The sequence below is a fragment of the Lysobacter auxotrophicus genome, from assembly GCF_027924565.1.
Lineage (GTDB): Bacteria > Pseudomonadota > Gammaproteobacteria > Xanthomonadales > Xanthomonadaceae > Lysobacter_J > Lysobacter_J auxotrophicus.
The window spans coordinates 2890873-2907925 of sequence record NZ_AP027041.1 but is presented as its reverse complement, the minus strand read 5'-3'; the positions used below and the strand labels follow the sequence as shown (position 1 = coordinate 2907925).

General features: G+C 68.3%; 12 protein-coding genes and 1 pseudogene. 7 read left to right on the top strand and 6 right to left on the bottom strand.

Annotated features, from left to right (window positions below):
• Position 1 precedes the first annotated feature (1 nt).
• The gene (locus tag LA521A_RS13090; RefSeq protein WP_281779318.1) at positions 2-1141 is read left to right on the top strand and encodes an efflux RND transporter periplasmic adaptor subunit; all 1140 of its coding nucleotides are present in this window, start codon (positions 2-4) and stop codon (positions 1139-1141) included.
• Between the two features lie 485 nt (positions 1142-1626).
• Here the strand turns inward: LA521A_RS13090 and LA521A_RS13085 are convergent, their stop codons facing one another.
• The 4 genes from LA521A_RS13085 to LA521A_RS13070 all read right to left on the bottom strand — a co-directional run bounded on the left by LA521A_RS13085 (position 1627) and on the right by LA521A_RS13070 (position 6643).
• A complete protein-coding gene (locus LA521A_RS13085; protein WP_281779317.1) occupies positions 1627-4632 on the bottom strand; it encodes a bifunctional diguanylate cyclase/phosphodiesterase in 3006 nt (1001 codons plus the stop codon).
• Between the two features lie 152 nt (positions 4633-4784).
• On the bottom strand, positions 4785-5165 hold the full coding sequence (locus LA521A_RS13080) for a response regulator (RefSeq protein WP_281779316.1): 381 nt from the start codon (positions 5163-5165) through the stop codon (positions 4785-4787).
• The gene (locus LA521A_RS13075) at positions 5158-6345 is read right to left on the bottom strand and encodes a two-component system sensor histidine kinase NtrB (RefSeq protein WP_281779315.1); all 1188 of its coding nucleotides are present in this window, start codon (positions 6343-6345) and stop codon (positions 5158-5160) included. The genes LA521A_RS13080 and LA521A_RS13075 overlap by 8 nt, the downstream gene beginning before the upstream one ends.
• 106 nt (positions 6346-6451) lie before the next feature.
• A complete protein-coding gene (locus LA521A_RS13070) occupies positions 6452-6643 on the bottom strand; it encodes a hypothetical protein (protein WP_281779314.1) in 192 nt (63 codons plus the stop codon).
• A gap of 244 nt (positions 6644-6887) precedes the next feature.
• On the opposite strand from LA521A_RS13070, the gene LA521A_RS13065 reads away from it, so the two are divergent.
• The 3 genes from LA521A_RS13065 to LA521A_RS13055 are packed head-to-tail and all read left to right on the top strand — an operon-like array spanning position 6888 to position 10679.
• On the top strand, positions 6888-8699 hold the full coding sequence (locus LA521A_RS13065) for a sensor histidine kinase (RefSeq protein WP_281779313.1): 1812 nt from the start codon (positions 6888-6890) through the stop codon (positions 8697-8699).
• A complete protein-coding gene (locus LA521A_RS13060) occupies positions 8696-9139 on the top strand; it encodes a response regulator (RefSeq protein ID WP_281779312.1) in 444 nt (147 codons plus the stop codon). The genes LA521A_RS13065 and LA521A_RS13060 overlap by 4 nt, the downstream gene beginning before the upstream one ends.
• Before the next feature lie 10 nt (positions 9140-9149).
• Positions 9150-10679 carry a response regulator gene (locus LA521A_RS13055; RefSeq protein ID WP_281779311.1) on the top strand — a complete coding sequence of 510 codons (1530 nt, stop codon included), beginning with the start codon at positions 9150-9152 and terminating at the stop codon, positions 10677-10679.
• Positions 10680-10934: 255 nt separating this feature from the next.
• Here the strand turns inward: LA521A_RS13055 and LA521A_RS13050 are convergent, their stop codons facing one another.
• Complete coding sequence (locus tag LA521A_RS13050; RefSeq protein WP_281779310.1) at positions 10935-13052, bottom strand: amylo-alpha-1,6-glucosidase; 2118 nt, start codon at positions 13050-13052, stop codon at positions 10935-10937.
• Positions 13053-13162: 110 nt separating this feature from the next.
• Positions 13163-14221: a glycosyltransferase family 4 protein gene (locus LA521A_RS13045; RefSeq protein ID WP_281779309.1), complete on the bottom strand. Its 1059-nt coding sequence runs from the start codon at positions 14219-14221 to the stop codon at positions 13163-13165.
• A gap of 185 nt (positions 14222-14406) precedes the next feature.
• On the opposite strand from LA521A_RS13045, the gene LA521A_RS13040 reads away from it, so the two are divergent.
• The 3 genes and pseudogenes from LA521A_RS13040 to LA521A_RS13035 all read left to right on the top strand — a co-directional run bounded on the left by LA521A_RS13040 (position 14407) and on the right by LA521A_RS13035 (position 16746).
• Entirely contained in the window at positions 14407-15291 is an 885-nt protein-coding gene (locus LA521A_RS13040) for an alpha/beta hydrolase family protein (RefSeq protein WP_281779308.1), read from the top strand.
• Positions 15292-15806: 515 nt separating this feature from the next.
• Positions 15807-15866 (top strand): annotated as a pseudogene (locus tag LA521A_RS19030) (ESPR-type extended signal peptide-containing protein); the annotation flags it as partial.
• A gap of 148 nt (positions 15867-16014) precedes the next feature.
• Entirely contained in the window at positions 16015-16746 is a 732-nt protein-coding gene (locus LA521A_RS13035) for a hypothetical protein (protein ID WP_281779307.1), read from the top strand.
• Positions 16747-17053: the final 307 nt, after the last annotated feature.

Genomic DNA, 17053 nt, shown 5'->3' with positions numbered 1-17053 from the left:
AATGAAAACCCCGTCCCGTCTTCCCGGACGCATCATCCTGTTGCTCGCGCTGGTACCCGTGCTGCTCGTGCCGCTGATCAAGTGGGACGCCGAGGCAACGCCGCCGAAGAAGCCCGATGCGCCGCCGGCGGTGGTCGGCGTGGCGAACGCGGTGACGACGGAACTCGCGCCGGTGCACTGGGCACCTGGCAGCGTCATCAGCCGGCGCGACGCGAAGGTTGCCAGCGAGCAGGAAGGCCGCGTCGTGCGCGTGGTCGAAGTCGGGCAGAAGGTGCGCGCCGGCGAACCGCTGGCGGTGCTCGACGACACCGCGCTCGCGTTGCAGGAGCGGCAGGGCGAGGCGGACCTGGCGCGCATCCAGGCGCAGCTCGACATGGCCGCGCGGCAGGAACAGCGTTACGCGCAGCTCGCCGCGCAGCAGAACATCGCGCGTGCGCAGTACGAACAGCTGCGCGCCGATCGCGACATGCTCGCGCAGGATCGCGCGCGGGCGCAGGCGCTGCTCGCGCAGACGCGCCATCGCCGCACGCAGATGGTGGTGCGCGCGCCGTTCGACGGCGTGGTCGCCGAACGCTCCGTGCAGCTGGGCGAATACGTGGATACCGGCGCGCCGGTGGCGCGGCTGGTCGACACCGGCGCGCAGGAAGTGCGCGTGCGCGCGCCGGTGGACCTGGCCGAGCACCTCGCGGTCGGCATGCCGGTGCAGGTGAGCGTGGGCCGTCGCGATACGGCCAATGCATCGAACGCGAAGTACCGCACCCATCCGGTGAGCGCGCTGGTGCCGGTGGGCGACGAAGCATCGCGCCAGCTCGAACTGCGCATCGCCATGGACACCGGCGAGTTGCCGGTCGGCACGGCGGTCGATGTCGGCATGCCGGGCGCACGCAAGCGTTCGGTGGTCGCGGTGCCGCGCGACGCGGTCATCCTGCGTCGCGAAGGCGATTACGTGCTGCGCGTGGCGTCGAACGACACGGCCGAACGCCTGCCGGTGAAGACCGGCACGGAAGTCGGCGGACTGGTGGAAGTGCAGGGCGCGGTGAAGCCGGGCGACCGGCTGATCGTGCGCGGCGGCGAGCGGATCGAAGCCGGGCAGGCGGTCTCGATCCAGCCGGATCTGTCGCGGGCGACGGCGTCGCGGTAAGTCATGCCGCGAAGGCGTTGCGGTGAGTCATCCGGCGAAGGCGGGTGCGAAGGCGGGGCTCCGCGCCCGTATCGCGCGGACACTCTCATGTCAGCGCACCATCCCGCCGTCATTCCAGCGAAAGCTGGAACCCATTTTGATCTGGCTCTTGCTTTTGATCGTCATCCCGCGAACGCGGGAATGCAGGGACGTTTAGAAAGAGCAAGAACAAGAGCAACCGCAAAGCACTCCGCTTTTGTAGCCCGGGTAAGCGAAGCGCACCCGGGGTCGGAGAAGCGACCGCGTTCCCGGGTGCGCTTCGCTTACCCGGGGCTACACGAGCAAGAAGCGCCGCGAGCGCCTGCGTGGCCGCACGTCCCGACCCTCACCCCAACCCCTCTCCCGCGGGGAGAGGGGCTCAAAGCAACGTCGCCGCACGTCCCCACTTCACCCCAACCCCTCTCCCGCAGGAGAGGGGTTGAAAGCATCGTGGCCGCTTCGACCCATCACCGCTCCGTCGCGAACGCCTGCCACGGCCCGTCCACCCATTCGCGCATCTCGCGCAGGGTTTCGATGGCCTGCGCGAGCGGCGCCGGGCGGTGGATGCCGAAGCCCTGGACCTGGTTGCACCCATGCATGGCGAGCCATTCGTACTGCGCCTGCGTTTCGACGCCTTCGCCCACGACCTTCAGGCCCAGGCCGTGGCCGAGGGCGAGCAGCGCCTGGCAGATCGACGCGCTGCGTTCGTCGCGATGCACGTCGCGCACGAAGGACTGGTCAATCTTGATCGCGTCCAGCGGCAGCTGCTTGAGGTACGACATGCTCGAAAACCCCGTGCCGAAGTCGTCCAGCGACAGGCACACGCCATTGGACTGCAGGCGGCGCAGCGTCTCCAGCGCCTGTTCCGGGCGCGTCATCAGCACGCTTTCGGTCAGTTCGATGTGCAGCGCGCCGCGCGGCAGTTCGTACTCGCGCAGTACGCTCTCGATGTCGTGCGCGATGTCGCCATCGAGAAACTGCATCAGCGAGACGTTCACCGCCACCGGCAAACCCGGGAATCCGGCGCGGTCGAGCAGGCGCTGCGCCGCGGCCGCTTCGCGCAGGGCCCAGCGGCCCAGCGGGACGATCAGGCCGGTGTCCTCGCACAGGCCGATGAATTCCGACGGCGGCAGGTAACCGCCGTTGCGCTGCGGCCAGCGCAGCAACGTTTCCAGGCCGGCCGGCCGCGAGTACGCGACATCCCACAGGATCTGGAAATGCAGTTCGAATTCGTCCGCGTCGATCGCGCGATGGATGCGTCCGGCCAGCCGCAGGCGATCGCTCGCATGGCGCGCCATGCCCGCTTCGAACACGGCGACCGGGCGATGTTCGGTGCGCGCGACGTGCGCGGCGAGGCCGGCGTTGGCGATCGCCTGCGTCGCCTTGCCGTCGCCCGGGCGAAGTTCGGCCACGCCGATCCACGATTCCAGCCGATGCAGCGTGTCCTCGCCGGGGATCGGCCGCTCCAGTTCCAGTTGCAGGCATTCCAGCGCCTGGTCCCACGCATCCGCCGGGCACACCGCCAGCGCGAACTCGTCGCTACGCACGTGGCCCGCCGCGCCGAAACGCTCGCCCAGCCGCGCGATGCGCGTGGCCATCACGCGCAGCGTGTCGTGGCCGGCTTCGCGGCCCAGGCTGTCCTCGATCAGTTCCAGCCCGCGCAGCTGCACGCACGCGATGCGGCACGAATCGGCGTCCATCGCATCCACGCGACTAGCCAGCGCGTCGGCGTTGAGCAGGCCGCTGGTCATGTCGTGGCTGGCGCGATAGGCCAGTTCGCGCTGCTGCGCCATGCGGTCGGTGACGTCCTCGGCCAGCACCAGGCGCGAAGGCCGGCCGCGGAAGTCGATGTCGGTCGCGTGGATGCGCACTTCCAGCAGGCGGCCGTCCTTGCGGCGATGCACCCACAGCTTCACCTCGTCGCGTTCGCCGGGGCGATGGTTCGCCAGGTCGGTGGCGACCTCGTTGCGGTGTTCCTCGGGGCGGATGTCGTAGATGGTCATCGCGAGGAATTCCTCGCGCGTGTACCCGTACTGCTCAATCGCCGCCTGGTTCACCTCGACGAAGCGCAGCGTCTGCACGTCGAACACCCAGAACGGCAGCGGGTTGCGCTCGAACAGCATGCGGAACTGGCGCTCGGTTTCCTCCAGCGCCAGCTGCACTTCCATGCGGTCGGTGACGTCGACCACGGTGCCGGCCATTTCCACCGTGCCGTCGGCATCGCGTGTGGCCGCGCCGCGCGCGGACATCCAGCGCACCTGGCCGTCGTCGCGCCGCACGATGCGGTAATCCAGCGAATACGGATCGCCGCTGCGCCAGGCCTGGCCGAAATGCTCGGACAACCGCTCGCGATCGTCGGGATGCACGATGGAATAGAACTCGCCGATGTTCGCCGCCGACTGGCCTTCCGGCAGGCCGAGCAGGTCGCTCACCGGTTCGGACCAGCACACGGTGCCGTTGCGGTCGGCGATCCACGTGCCGGTGCGGCCCAGTTGCTGTGCGCGGCGCAGGTTGTCCGCCGCTTCGGTCAGGCGTTCGACCATCTGCGCGTTCGCGCGCGCATTGCGACGCACCGTGCGCACCAGGTAGACCAGGCCGGCGAGGTACAGCAGGTACAGCGCGACACCCGCCGCGACGAGCCGCCACCACGGCGCGAGTACGCGGTCGCGCGCGATGGCGACGTCCACGTGCAGCGGGTAGTCGGGCACCGCGCCGCTCACGGTGATGCGCTCGACGCCGTCGCGGGCGTCGTCGTCGTCGGCCTCCATCAGCCGCGGTTCGACGGAGGTGGGCACGAGGGAGTCGTCGAACTGGCCGACGTACTGCGCGCCGCGCGTGTCGGCGACGAGCAGGCCGTCGTTGCCGGCCAGCTGGATCAGGCGCACGCGGTCCGCATCCAGGTGCATCACCAGCTTCTGCAGCTCGCTCGTGCGAAGGCGCGCGACGATCCAGTTGCCATCGTCCATGCGCAGCGCGAGCGGCAGCAGCCATTGCCCGCGATGGCGCGTGAGCGGGCCGACATACATCGAATACGAGTACGGCTGCGCGACTTTGCGGTCCGGCCAGTCCGAAAGCCCCGGTTGGCCGCGCCCGCCGCTGAGCGGGGCGCCGTTCGCGTCGGTGAGTTCCAGGCTCTCCAGTTCCTGCTGCCGCTGCGACACGCCGGCGAAGAACGGGGCGATCAGCCTGGGCAGGTCGTCGGGCGCGGCGACCGCGACGCGCTGCACGTCGTTGGAGACGCCGCGCATCGCGCGTTCGAGGTTGCGAAGTTGCAGCCACACCAGCCGCTCGGCGCCGGAGGCCAGCGCGAGGTTCTGCTGTTCGGCCGCTTGCAGGCGGTTGCTGCGATCTGCTGCCGCGACCGCGAACAGCGTCGCGGCGAGCACCACCGCCACCGCGAGCCCGAAGCCGAGCACGGCGGCGGCCGATTGCGTTCGACGACTGGCGGGACGGGAGCGTTCGGCTTGGGGCATCGCGTCGCGTCTTGCTCTCCGGCGGCGTTCCGGGGTCGGTCCTATTCAGTGCGTCCGACGGTGACAACGTTGTGAGCGCATGAAGCGCACGCACGCGGCGATCGTCGGCACATCCCTTCGGATATCGGCGGCGACGCGCGCAACTTCAGTCCTCACGCCGGCAATGCTTCCTCGCCGGGTGCGGCGCGCTCGGGAAGCAGCGCCAGCAGTTGCGGGATGCGATAGGGCTTGGGCAGGAAGATCACGTTGCCGGGCAGGGCGGGCAGCTGCGCGCGGGCGAAACCCGACGCGAGGATCACCCGCGCCTTCGGCTGCAGGCGCGCGGCATGGTCGGACAGCTCGATCCCCGACATGCCGTTGGGCATGCTCACGTCGCTGACCACGACATCGAAGCGCTCGCGCTCCATCGCCGTCACGGCCTCGGGGCCATCGGACGCCGTGCTGACGCGGTAACCGGTCATGCGCAGCGCTTCGCCGATCAGCATGCGCAGATCGTCCTCATCCTCGACCAGCAGGACGCGTACTTCAGACATCGCCGCGTTCTCCGTTCGCGGTGCGCGCGGCCGGTGCCGGCTGCGCGGGAAGGTGGATGCCGACCTGGGTTCCCCGGCCGGGCTCGCTGTTCAACAGCACGAAACCGCCCGACTGCGCGGCGAAACCGAACACCTGGCTCAGGCCCAGGCCGCTGCCCTTGCCGACTTCCTTGGTGGTGAAGAACGGCTCGGCGGCGCGTTCGATGACCTCCGCGCTCATGCCCGAACCGGTGTCGACGACCTCGACGACCACGTACTGGCGGTCGCCTTCGTCCGGCGCTTCGGGGCGCGGGCACGTCGTCTGCCGCGTGCGCACGGTGATGGCGCCGCCACCGGGCAGCATCGCATCGCGGCTGTTGACGACCAGGTTGAGCACGGCCGCCTCGAACTGCGTGGCGTCCACCTCCAGCAGAGGCGCCTCGTCGCTGAGGTCGAAATCGAACTGGATCGACGCGCCGCAGGCACGGCGGTACAGCTCGGCCGAACGCGCGAGCAGGTCGTTGATGTCGTGCGGTTCCAGCGACAGGTTCTGCCCGCGCGCGAAGGCGAGCAGCTGGCGCGTGAGCAGCGTGCCGCGATCGGCGGCGCGCTGCGCGGCTTCGATCCATTCCAGCGTGCGCGGATCGTCGGTGTTCTTCAGGCCGATCAGGTCCAGGCTGTTGACGATCACCGTCAGCAGGTTGTTGAAGTCGTGCGCCAGCCCGAGCGTGAGCTTGCCGATCGCCTCCAGCTTCTGCGACTGCGCCAGCGCCTTCTGCGCGGCCTGCAGGCGCATCTGCGCCTCGTAGCGCTCGGTGACATCGCGGGTGACCTTGGCGAAACCGATCAGTTCGCCTTCCTGCCAGATCGGGTCGATCACCACGCTCGCGCGAAAGCGCGTGCCGTCCTTGCGCAGGCGCCAGCCTTCGGACTCGAACTTGCCCTGCGTGCGCGCGCATTCCAGACCGCGCTGGGGCTCGCCGCGGACCACGTCCTCGGGCGTGTAGAAGCGGGAGAAGTGCTGGCCGACGATCTCGCGGTCGGTGTACCCCTTGATGCGTTCCCCGCCGGGGTTCCAGCTGCGGATGTAGCCGTTGGGGTCGAGCATGTAGATGGCGTAATCCGTCACGCTGCCGATGAGCAACGCGAACTGCCGGACCTCGTCGTCGAGGCCACGGCCGGAAGGATCACCCGGGACCACGCGCGGATCCCGCGGCGTGGGAATTGCGTCTACCAATGTCACGTCCCCCTTTCAGGACGAAAGCCTAGTGGTGCAAACGTTAAATTTCCGTGCAACGGGCAGGGCGTTACCGCTCGGGTAGCGAGGGCGTGCCGTTGTCGGGGAGGTCGGCGTCGGCGTCCAGCGCCGTGTTGCGCAGGGGCGGAGTCAGGTTGGCGCCCTGACCCGGCTGGTCGTCACGATCGTCGGGTTTGCGCAGTTCGCCCTTGCGGGTGTCGGCCTCGTCCAGCCCCTGCTGGTCGCGATGGAGTTTGCTCACGGCGTGCGTCCACGGTGGTTCCCAGGGGCAAAGGTGACCACACGGCGCGGCCACGGCAAGTGAAGCCTGGCCCATGCGCCCCAGGCCGCATGGGCTGCGGCCCGACATGGCAAACAAGGCAAAACAGGCGAGGTCGTCTTCACCTGACGCAGGCAGGCTCATCCGTTAGCATCGCCCGCGTTTTTTGCCAGCGCGTCGTCACGAGCACGCCTTGCCGGCGTCCGACGCCGGCATCCGGGGAACGATGGAACCAGTCACGACTCGCATCCAGTGGGGATGGTGGAGGCTGCCGCTGTTGGCGGCCGGCATCGTCCTGATCATGGTCGCGCCCTTCCTGCTGCTGCAGCGCCTGTCGCAGCAGAACCTGGACGCGGCCGACGCCGTGTCGCACACGCACGAGGTCGAGGCCGCCGTGGCGTCGGTCGCGCTCAGCGTGCGCGATGCCGAATCGGCGGCGATGGGCATCGCGCTCGGCCTGGACCGTCCGCTCTCGCGCCAGCGCTATGCCGAAAGCAAAGCCGCCATCGGCCCGAACCTGGACCGGCTCACCGTGCTCACCGCCGACAACCCCGAGCAGCAGGTCCTGATCGGCCGCCTGCGCGAGCTGGTCGACAACCGCATGGACGTGATGGACGACCTGATGCGCGAGGGCGGCCGTGGCGATATCGCGCGCAGCACGCAGATCCTCGCGCCGCTGGTGGACCGTTTCGCGATCCGTCCCGCGCTGGAGGAGATGCGCAACAACGAACGCGAGCTGCTCGCGCGCCGCAACTTCGACGCCGAGCGCCAGCGCCGCCAGGCTACGTGGCTCAGCTGGGCCGCGATGACCGCGCAGCTGCTGCTGATGGGCATCGTGATGCTGCTGCTCGGCCGGCAGATCGCCAGCCGCATCAACGCCGAGAAACGCTCCACGCAGGCCAGCGCCCGCGCGATGGCCGTGCTGCAGACGGTGCGCGAGCCGATCGTGCTGTTCGACGAGGAGCAGCGCATCGTCATGCACAACGCCGCGTTCGCCGAGATGTACGACGTCCCGGGCGACGGGCTGCCGAAGACGCTGCCGGACATCGGCCACGGCGCGTGGAACGACCCCGTGCTGCGCCAGCGCCTGCGCGACGTGCTGCTTCGCGGCCGCGAGCTGTGGGATTTCGAGCTGGAACAGGCGCTGCCCGAAGGCCCGACCCGCACCGTGCTGCTCAACGCGCGCAGCATGCCGCTGCCGGACGCGGAGGACCACGTCGTGCTGATGACGATTTCCGACGTCTCGGCGCAGAAGGCCACCAACCAGAAGATCGCCGAACTCAACCGCCAGCTGGAGGGCAAGGTCGAGCAGGTGTCGGAAGTGAACCGCGAGCTGGAGGCGTTCAGCTATTCGGTATCGCACGACCTGCGCGCGCCGCTGCGCCACGTCGCCGGTTTCTCCGACAAGCTCGCGCGCCACCTCGACGAGGACGCCGACGAGAAGACGCGCCACTACCTCGACGTCATCGGCAATTCCGCGCGGCGCATGTCGCAGCTGATCGACGACCTGCTGGTGTACTCGCGACTGGGCCGCAGCGCGCTGCGCCTGCAGGCGGTGGACATGCAGTCGGTGGTCGCCGAAACGCGCGCGATGCTCGATGCCGGTGCCGAAGCGCGCGCGCCGCGCGTGGAGTGGCGCATCGCGCCATTACCCATCCTCGTCGCCGACGAAAACATGATGCGCCAGCTGTGGACCAACCTGCTCGGCAACGCGGTGAAGTATTCCTCGCGGCGCGAGGTCGCCATCGTCGAGGTCACCCACCGCATGCTCGACGACGGCTCGCACGAATTCAGCGTGCGCGACAACGGCGCCGGTTTCGACATGACCTACGCCAGCAAGCTGTTCGGCGTGTTCCAGCGCATGCACAAGGCGACCGATTTCCCCGGCACCGGCATTGGCCTGGCGAGCGTGCGCCGCGTGCTGTCGCGCCATGGCGGCCGCATCTGGGCCGAATCCACGCCCGAGGTCGGCTCCACTTTCCATTTCACCCTTCCCGCGGCGCTGGATGCGCCCACCTACGAGCGAATCAGCGCATGACCGACTACCGCACCATCCTGCTGGCCGAAGACAGCCAGGCAGACGCCGAAATGGCCATCGACGCGCTGCGCGAGGCCAACCTCATCAACCCCATCGTGCACGTCGAGGACGGCGTGGAAGCGCTGGATTACCTGCTGCGTCGCGGCAAGTTCGAAGGGCGCGCCGAAGGCATGCCGGCGGTGCTGCTGCTGGATATCAAGATGCCGCGCATGGACGGGCTGGAAGTGCTGCAGGCGATCCGCGAGCACGACCACCTGCGTTGCCTGCCGGTGGTGATCCTGTCGTCCTCGCGCGAGGAAAGCGACCTGGCGCGCAGCTGGGACATGGGCGTGAACGCGTATGTCGTCAAGCCCGTGGACGTCGACCAGTTCTTCCAGGCGGTGAAAACGCTCGGCACGTTCTGGGCGGTGATCAACCAGGCGCCGGAAAACGCCAATTAAGAGCGTACGAATGCAGGCCAATGGCGCGCCACCGCTGGGACCGCTGAACGTCCTCATGGTCGAGGATTGCAGCGAGGACGCCGAACTGCTCGGCGAGCAGTTGCTGGAGTCCGGATTGCAGGCGAGGTTCCATCGCGTGGACAGCGAACGCGCGCTGCGCGAGGCGCTGATGCGCGAGCGCTTCGACGTGGTGCTCTCTGATCTCTCGCTGCCGGGGTTCTCCGGCATGGAGGCGCTGCGCATCCTGCGCGAGCACGATGCGGAGCTGCCCTTCATCTTCGTCTCCGGCACGATCGGAGAGGAAACCGCGGTGGACGCGCTGCATCGCGGCGCGAACGACTACGTGCTCAAGCAGAACCCCGCGCGCCTGCCCAATGCGGTGGCGCGCGCGGTGCGCGAGGCCCGCAACGCGCGCGAGCGCGAGCGCGCCGAAAAGGAGCTGATGCGGTCGCAGCGCCTGGACTGCCTGGCGATGCTCGCGGCGGGATTGAGCCACGACCTGCGCAACGTGCTGCAGCCGCTGCTGATCGTGCCGGACCTGCTGAATTCGTACAGCGACGATCCGAACATCCACCGGCTGTCCACGCTGATCGCCGAAAGCGGGCGGCGTGGCCACGAGATGGCCGAGTCGATGCTCGCCTTCGTGCGCGGTACGCGTCGCGCGAGCGAGGACGTGTCCGTCGCGCAGCTGTTCCAGGCGGTGCAGCTGCTGCTGCAGGGCACCTTGCCGCGCAACGTCACGCTGGTGTGCGAGCCGTTGGAGGAGGACGTTTTCGTCCACTGCAACTACGTCGAGTTCCAGCAGTGCCTGGTGAACCTCGCGCTCAACGGCGTGCAGGCGATGAAGGAACGCGGCGGCGAACTGCGCCTGTCGGCGCGGCGTGCGGTGCTCGATGGCGGCGAGCGGTTGTGCATCCGCGTTTCCGACACCGGCTGCGGCATGGATGCGCACACGCGTTCGCAGCTGTTCACGCCGTTCTTCACCACCAAGCCCGAGGGCACCGGTCTGGGCCTGCTGTCGTGCCGGCGTTTCGTCGATGCGCTGCAGGGGCGCATCGTGGTCGAAAGCGAAGTGGGGCAGGGCACGACGTTCGAACTGCACCTGCCGCTGCGTGGCGTCGTCGAGGGTGGCGACGCGGCGGGCGAGCGGTTCGCGGTCGGCAACGGCCAGCGCATCCTGCTGGTGGACGGCGACGGCACGCGCTTGTCGCTGCTGGCGAACGTCCTCGACAGCCAGGGCTACGAGCCGCTGATCGCCGTCGACGGCGCCGCGGCGCTGCGCCTGCTCGCACGCGAGGGCATGCCGGCGCTGGCGATCATCGACAGCGACATCCTGATGCTCTCCGCCGTGAGCCTGCTGCTCGCGCTGCGCGACGCCGGCTTCAACGGCCCGGTGATCACCCTGGGCGACCCGGCCGACCCGCTGCGCCACGACGCGCTGCCGTCCGACGCGGTCGCCGCCGTGTTGAGCAAACCGCTGCAGATGAGCGCGGTGTTCCGGGCGGTGGAGCAGGCGTTGGGGGCGAAGGAGTTGGTGTAGAAGACGGAGTTTGCGCCGGGACGAACGTGTTGGCGCAGGGCGTTGCCTCTGCTCGTCGCTTTCGTTCGTCGCTTTTGCTGGTCGCTTTGCTCGTCGCGTCGTCGCTTTGCTCGTCGCGTTTGCACTTCTCTTTTGCTCGTCATCCCGGCGAGGGCCATCCCTGGCGGAACACAACCACCTCCGGATAGCCCCGCCCGGCCATCCTTGGCCGGGCGTTCGACAGGCTACGCGGCAGTGCCGCGTAAGCAGCCTGTCTCACCCCCGAACCCGCGCCACCACCCCGGCCGCATCCGGCCCTTCCACGAATACCGCCACCCGATCGCCCACGCGCTTGAGCACCAGGTGCGCGCGACGTTCGCCGAGCGTCAGGTTGCGGATCGACAGCTCCTCCACGCCTGCAGGCAGACGCGGATGGTCGAGCACGATCTCCGCCGAGGGCCCGTCGATATCGATGCCCAGGCACGCCTGCAACGACATGAACGCCGAGCCCGCCGCCCACGCCTGCGGCAGGCACGCGACGGGATACGCCACCGGCGCGCCGCCGGGCACGCGCGGGAAGCCGCAGAACAGTTCCGGCAGGCGCATGTCGAAGCCGACCGCCGCCTCGAATGCCGCACGCAACAGGCGCACCGAGGCCTCGCGCTGCCCGTAACGCGCAAGACCCGCCGCGCACAGCGCGCTGTCGTGCGGCCACACCGAGCCGTTGTGGTACGACATGGGGTTGTAGCGCGCTTCGCCGACCGCCAGCGTGCGGATGCCCCAGCCGCTGAAGAAATCCTGCGACATCAGCTGTGCCGACACGGCCTGCGCACGCGCGTGCTTGGGCAATCCCATGTAGAGCAGATGCCCGGGGTTGCTCGCGCGCACCGCGCACAGCGCGTTCTCGCCATCCACGGCGATGCCGTAGAAACCCGACTCCATCCAGAAATGCTGCTCCACCGCCTCGGCGATGCGTTCGGAACGCCACAGCCATTGCTTCGACGAATCGTCCTCGCCCAGTGCCAGCGCGAGGCGCGACATGCCGCGCATCGCCGCGAACACGTAGCCCTGCACCTCGACGAGCGCGATCGGGCCCTCCGGCGAACGGCCATCGGCATGGAAGACCGAATCGAAACTGTCCTTCCAGCCCTGGTTCGCCAGTCCCGTCGCTTCGCCGCGCGCATAGTCGAGCAGGCCGAGCGGGTTCGCATCGCATACGCGTTCGATCCACGCCGCCGCGGCTTTCAGCTCGTTCCAGATACTGCGCACGAACGCGACATCGCCCGTGCGCCGCGCGTACTCGGAGGCCAGCACCAGGAACAGCGGCGTGGTGTCCACGCCACCGTAGTACAGGCCGAACGGAAGCTCGCGCAGGCGCGCCATCTCGCCCTTGCGCGTCTCGTGCATGATCTTGCCGGGCGAGGCGTCCATGAAGGACGACTCTTCCTTCGCCTGGTTCTTGGCCAGGAACGCGAGCACGCCGCGCGCAAGCTGCGGATCCAGCCACAGCGTCTGCAACGCCGTGATCACCGCATCGCGGCCGAACGGCGTGGAGAACCACGGGATCCCCGCATACGGATACGGCCCGGTGTCGAGTTCGCTGGTGAGCAGCGCGAGATCCGCGCGCGAACGTTCCATCCACGAATTGAACAGCGGCGCTTCGCTGCGCACGCGCGATAGCCGTCGTTGCCTGCGACGCATGCGCGTGCGCGCCACGCTCGCTGCGGCGCGATACCGCGAACGCGTGGCCGGCGGCGGATCGTCGTCGGCGCTGACTTCCAGGTGCAGTTCGTCGCGACCGCGCGGCGGGAGCGAGATGTCGAACGCAAGACGCCCGTCGTCCATGCGTCGCGGTGCGCGAGAAAACACGATCGACGCGCGGCACGGCGCGCCATCGAGCCCGACGTAGCCGAACGTCAGGCCGTCCTCGCGCGGATGGGGCGGCAGCTGCTGGCCGCGTGCGGCGCGATGCGTGCCGCGCACTTCGAACATGTCGCGGAAGTCCGCATCGCAGTCGAACACGAGGCTCATGCGCACCGCGTCGGTGCCGTAGTTGGTCAGCGCCACGCGCTCGAACAACCGGTCCGCGCACAGGAAGCGCGTGCGCTTGATATGCACCAGCCCGTGCGGCGTCGCGTCGCCGCCGAGCGGCGGCAGTGCACGGTTGGTGAGGTGCGCGACGAAGAACACGTTGTCGCGCGACACCATCGAACTCAGCAGCGCCGGCGCGGTGTCGCCCAGGGTCAGGCGGAAGCGCGAGAGGATGCGCGTGTCGTTGTGGAACTGGCCGTCGCCTTCGCCGACGACATCGCCGGAACCATTGGCGATGAGGAAGGTGTCGCCGTCCTTGAGGACGTAACTGGAGAACAACGTCGCGGCAGCGGCGGGATCCATGGGTCAGCCCGTCGATGGAGGGAATGTGGTCGTGCGGCGAACGCACGTCGCGTTCGCTTCCGGCGGCGCCGTCCCTGGCGCGATGTGACGCTGGACCTCGTCCAACGTGCTCAGGCGGTAAGGCGGACGCGCGTGCCGCCCTGTTCCAGCACGCGCCAGTACAGTTCGACGTAGCGACGCGCCATGGCCGATGCGGAAAAGCGTTGTTCGAAGCGCGCGCGGACGCGACCGCGGTCGTAGCGCGCGACCGATTGCACGGCCTGCACCGCGTGGTCGATGTCGTCGACGATGAGGCCGGTGACGCCGTGGTCGAGCACTTCCGGCACCGAGCCGCAGTTCCATGCGATCACCGGCGTGCCGCAGGCCATCGCCTCGATCATCACCAGCCCGAACGGTTCGGGCCAGTCGATCGGGAACAGCAGCGCCACCGCGCCGCCGAGGAACGCGCTCTTCTGCTCGTCGTTGATCTCGCCGATGTACTCCACGCCCGGCCCCTTCAGCAGCGGCTCGATCTCGTCGTGGAAGTAGGCGCGATCGACCGCATCGACCTTCGCGGCGATCTTGAGCGGCAGGCCGGCACGACGCGCGATCTCGATCGCGCGATCGACGCGCTTCTCCGGCGAGATGCGCCCGAGGAACGCGAGGTACCCGCCGCGCGGCGTCGGGCTGAACTCGTACTGGTCCTGCGGCATGCCGTGGTACACGGTGCCGGCCCAGTTCGCGGTGGGCAGCGGACGGCGCTGGTGGTCGGAGATCGACGCCAGCGGGAACTGCGGCCAGCACGCGTACGCCTGCGGCAGGTCCTTCAGGTCGAGCCGGCCATGCAGCGTGGTCAGCGTGCGCCACGGCATGTCCTGGAAGAACGGGAAATGCAGCAGGTCGATGTGGAAATGGATGATGTCGAACTCATCGGCGCGCTGGCGCACTTCGTCGAGCATCGCCAGGTGCGCGGCGAGATCGCTCTTCAGCGGCGCGGGATCCAGGCGGATCGCCTGGTCGCGCATCGGCGCGAGCGTCGCGCTGGTCTGCGCGTCGGCGGCGGCGAACAGCGTGACGTCGTGTCCCGCCTGGACCAGCGCATCGGATAGATGCGCGACGACGCGTTCGGTTCCCCCATACAGCTTCGGCGGCACGGCCTCGTACAGCGGTGAAATCTGCGCGATCTTCATGCGAGTGGTTTCATCAGGGACGCCATCGCCGGCCGGGGCCTGCATGAATGGGCGGCCCCTCGACCTGCGTGTGCTGGCTTAAGGCACGACCATATGGCAGCGTTCTTCAAGGCCGCGTGATGCGCGCGCGGCCCGCATGAACATTAACGACGGCGGTTTCACCGGCGCGGCGTGAGGATCGCCGCATGCAGGATTCGCCGGGCCACGAAGCGCCGCCGCACGAGAACGCTTCACGCCGCAATGCGCATCGCGCGCCGGTCGAGGCGCGCGTGGAATCGCGGCGCATCGCCGTGGGCAACGACCACTTCTGCGCGACGCTCGCCTCGCCGACGCCCGCGCTGCCGGGCGTGATCTTCGTGCACGGATGGAACGGCACGCAGGAATTCGACCTCGGCCACGTGCGCGACGCGGTGGCGCTGGGATGCGTGGCGCTGGCGGTGGATCTTCGCGGGCACGATCGCGACGACCCGCGCCACGAACGGGTCACGCGCGAGGACAACCTGCGTGACCTGCTCGCCGCGTACGACTGCCTGGTCGCGCGGGACGACGTGGACGAGCGGGCGATCGCGGTGGTCGGCTTCAGCTATGGCGGTTACCTCGCCACGCTGCTTACCGCGCAGCGGCGCGTGCAGTGGCTCGCGCTGCGTTCGCCCGCGCTGTATCCCGACGAAGGCTGGGGCGTGCCGAAACACGAGCTGGAGGACCGCGTCGAACTCGACGCGTACCGGCGCGAGGTGCAACCGCCCGACGGCAATCGTGCGCTCGCCGCGCTGGCGGAGTTCCGCGGCGACGTGCTGCTGGTGTCCTCGCAGAACGACCAGGTGCTGCCCAAGCCGGTGGCCGAAAGCTTCCGCGGCGCCCTGGTGCGCGCATCGTCGATCACGACGCGCACCATCGCGGGCGCCGATCACGAGCTGTCGCATCCCGACGCGAAGCGGGCATGGGCCGACCTGCTGCAGGACTGGCTCGGCGGGATGGTTCGCGGCGCTCGCCGGCAGGCGGTGGTCGCCGCGCTCGAGGCGCGATACGAGCAGGTGGACGGGGCAGGGGACCCGCACGAGCGGGCGTGAGTCGTCGGCCTGCGCCGTCACGCTGGAAGCCGTTGAACCGTCATCCCGGCGAAGGCCGGGACCCAGGCCCGCAACGTTCGGTCACTACAACGGTGAACCGCCCACGTCACCGCAGGGAAGCTGGACGCGCTCAGCAGTCACTCCATCGCAATCGCGAGCTGAAACCTCACGCGCTTCACGTCGCGCAGCTTTGCGTCACGAGTCAAAACCCTTCAGCACTGCCGCACGACATCGGCGTCCATCCGGCCGGATGGCGACGATCGGTCGCAACCGCGCGTTCCGATGGACGAATCCGATGCCATGTCGTGCGCGATGCATTGACTGATCGTGTCGCGCGTTCGTGCATTTTTTCGCGAACGTAAAAGTTCAACGAATTTCAGACGAATCTGATTTGACGACAGACCCCCGTTCATAGGATCGCGCCGCGTTGAGAGTTTTCTCAAAGAGTTATCTCAACCAATCAAGCGAAATTCTCAAAAGAGACAGGTGATCCTTTGAACAAGATCTATCGCGTTGTGTGGAATGCCGAGCTCGGCCAATGGGTCGTGGCGTCGGAAGTAGCGAAGGGCCGGAAGAAGCAGTCGCGCACGTCGCCGAACCAGAAGGCCGTGATGGCCAGCGTCATGGGTGCGACGCTCATCTGGGCTGGCGGCGCATCCGCACAGTCCGTGACCAGCGGCGGCCTGGTGGTGTGCCAGCCGCGTGAGCAACATCGAAGGCTCCGTGACCAACATCACCACGCAGCTCAACAACGGTGGCGTCGGCCTGGTGAAGCAGGACGCGACGACGAAGGAAGTGTCGGTGGCGAAGGCCGTCGGCGGTACGTCGATGAACGTCGCCGGCACCGATGGCGATCGCACGATTTCCGGCGTCGCCGCGGGTTCGGCCGACAACGATGCGGTCAACGTCGGCCAGCTGAAGAAGGCGGGCGTGATCGCAGCCGACGGCCAGGCGCGCTCGGTCATCGCCTACGACGGCGGCGATCAGTCGAGCATCACGCTCGGTGGCAGCGGCGCGAGCCAGCCGGTGGCGATCCACAACGTCGCCGACGGCATGGCCGACCACGACGCGGTGAACGTGAGCCAGCTCAACCAGCGTCTGGAGTCGAAGGCGACGGAAATCGTCACGGAAGCCAACAGCTACACCGATTCCCGCATCAACGACGTGTGGGGCAGCATGGACAAGGTGGCGCGCGAGGTGGTGCAGCAGGATCGCCGCATCAGCTCGCAGGGCGCGATGTCGATGGCCTCCTCGCAGATGGCATCTGGTGCCGCCGCGGCGGCGGTGGGCAACCCGAACGGCGCGTGGTCGGTCGGTGTAGGCATGGAGCAGGGCCAAGGCGCGCTGTCGGCCGGTTACGCCAAGCCCGTCGGCCGCAAGAGCCAGATCAGCTTCGGCGCGGCGTTCAGCGGCAACGACCAGTCGATCGGCATGGGCTTCGCGCACAAGCTGTAAGCAGAAAAATTCGGATTCGTCCGATGGCAGAACGAAAGACGGGGCGGGAAACCGCTCCGTCTTTTTGTTTGTGCGGCGAACAGCCGAGGCGGCATCGAAACGCGGTAGCGGATTTCGTCCGCGCAACCGCCGTGTTTCGCGAAGGCCAAAACCAAATTAGCGCATAGGAATCGTCCGAAAAGCGCAATTTTGGGTGCAGCAGAAACAAGGGCTTACGACACGATCGAACAAGTACGGCGAAAACTCTGATGTGCGAAAAATTCTCTGGACACGAGCATCACCTCCGTTGCGACGCACAACGCTTCCA

Bases quoted from the DNA above. Each gene is read 5' to 3' on its own strand.
- LA521A_RS13090 (WP_281779318.1), top strand. From the start codon at position 2: ATGAAAACCCCGTCCCGTCTTCCCGGACGCATCATCCTGTTGCTCGCG.
- LA521A_RS13085 (WP_281779317.1), bottom strand. From the start codon at position 4,632: ATGCCCCAAGCCGAACGCTCCCGTCCCGCCAGTCGTCGAACGCAATCG.
- LA521A_RS13080 (WP_281779316.1), bottom strand. From the start codon at position 5,165: ATGTCTGAAGTACGCGTCCTGCTGGTCGAGGATGAGGACGATCTGCGC.
- LA521A_RS13065 (WP_281779313.1), top strand. From the start codon at position 6,888: ATGGAACCAGTCACGACTCGCATCCAGTGGGGATGGTGGAGGCTGCCG.
- LA521A_RS13060 (WP_281779312.1), top strand. From the start codon at position 8,696: ATGACCGACTACCGCACCATCCTGCTGGCCGAAGACAGCCAGGCAGAC.
- LA521A_RS13055 (WP_281779311.1), top strand. From the start codon at position 9,150: ATGCAGGCCAATGGCGCGCCACCGCTGGGACCGCTGAACGTCCTCATG.
- LA521A_RS13050 (WP_281779310.1), bottom strand. From the start codon at position 13,052: ATGGATCCCGCCGCTGCCGCGACGTTGTTCTCCAGTTACGTCCTCAAG.
- LA521A_RS13045 (WP_281779309.1), bottom strand. From the start codon at position 14,221: ATGAAGATCGCGCAGATTTCACCGCTGTACGAGGCCGTGCCGCCGAAG.
- LA521A_RS13040 (WP_281779308.1), top strand. From the start codon at position 14,407: ATGCAGGATTCGCCGGGCCACGAAGCGCCGCCGCACGAGAACGCTTCA.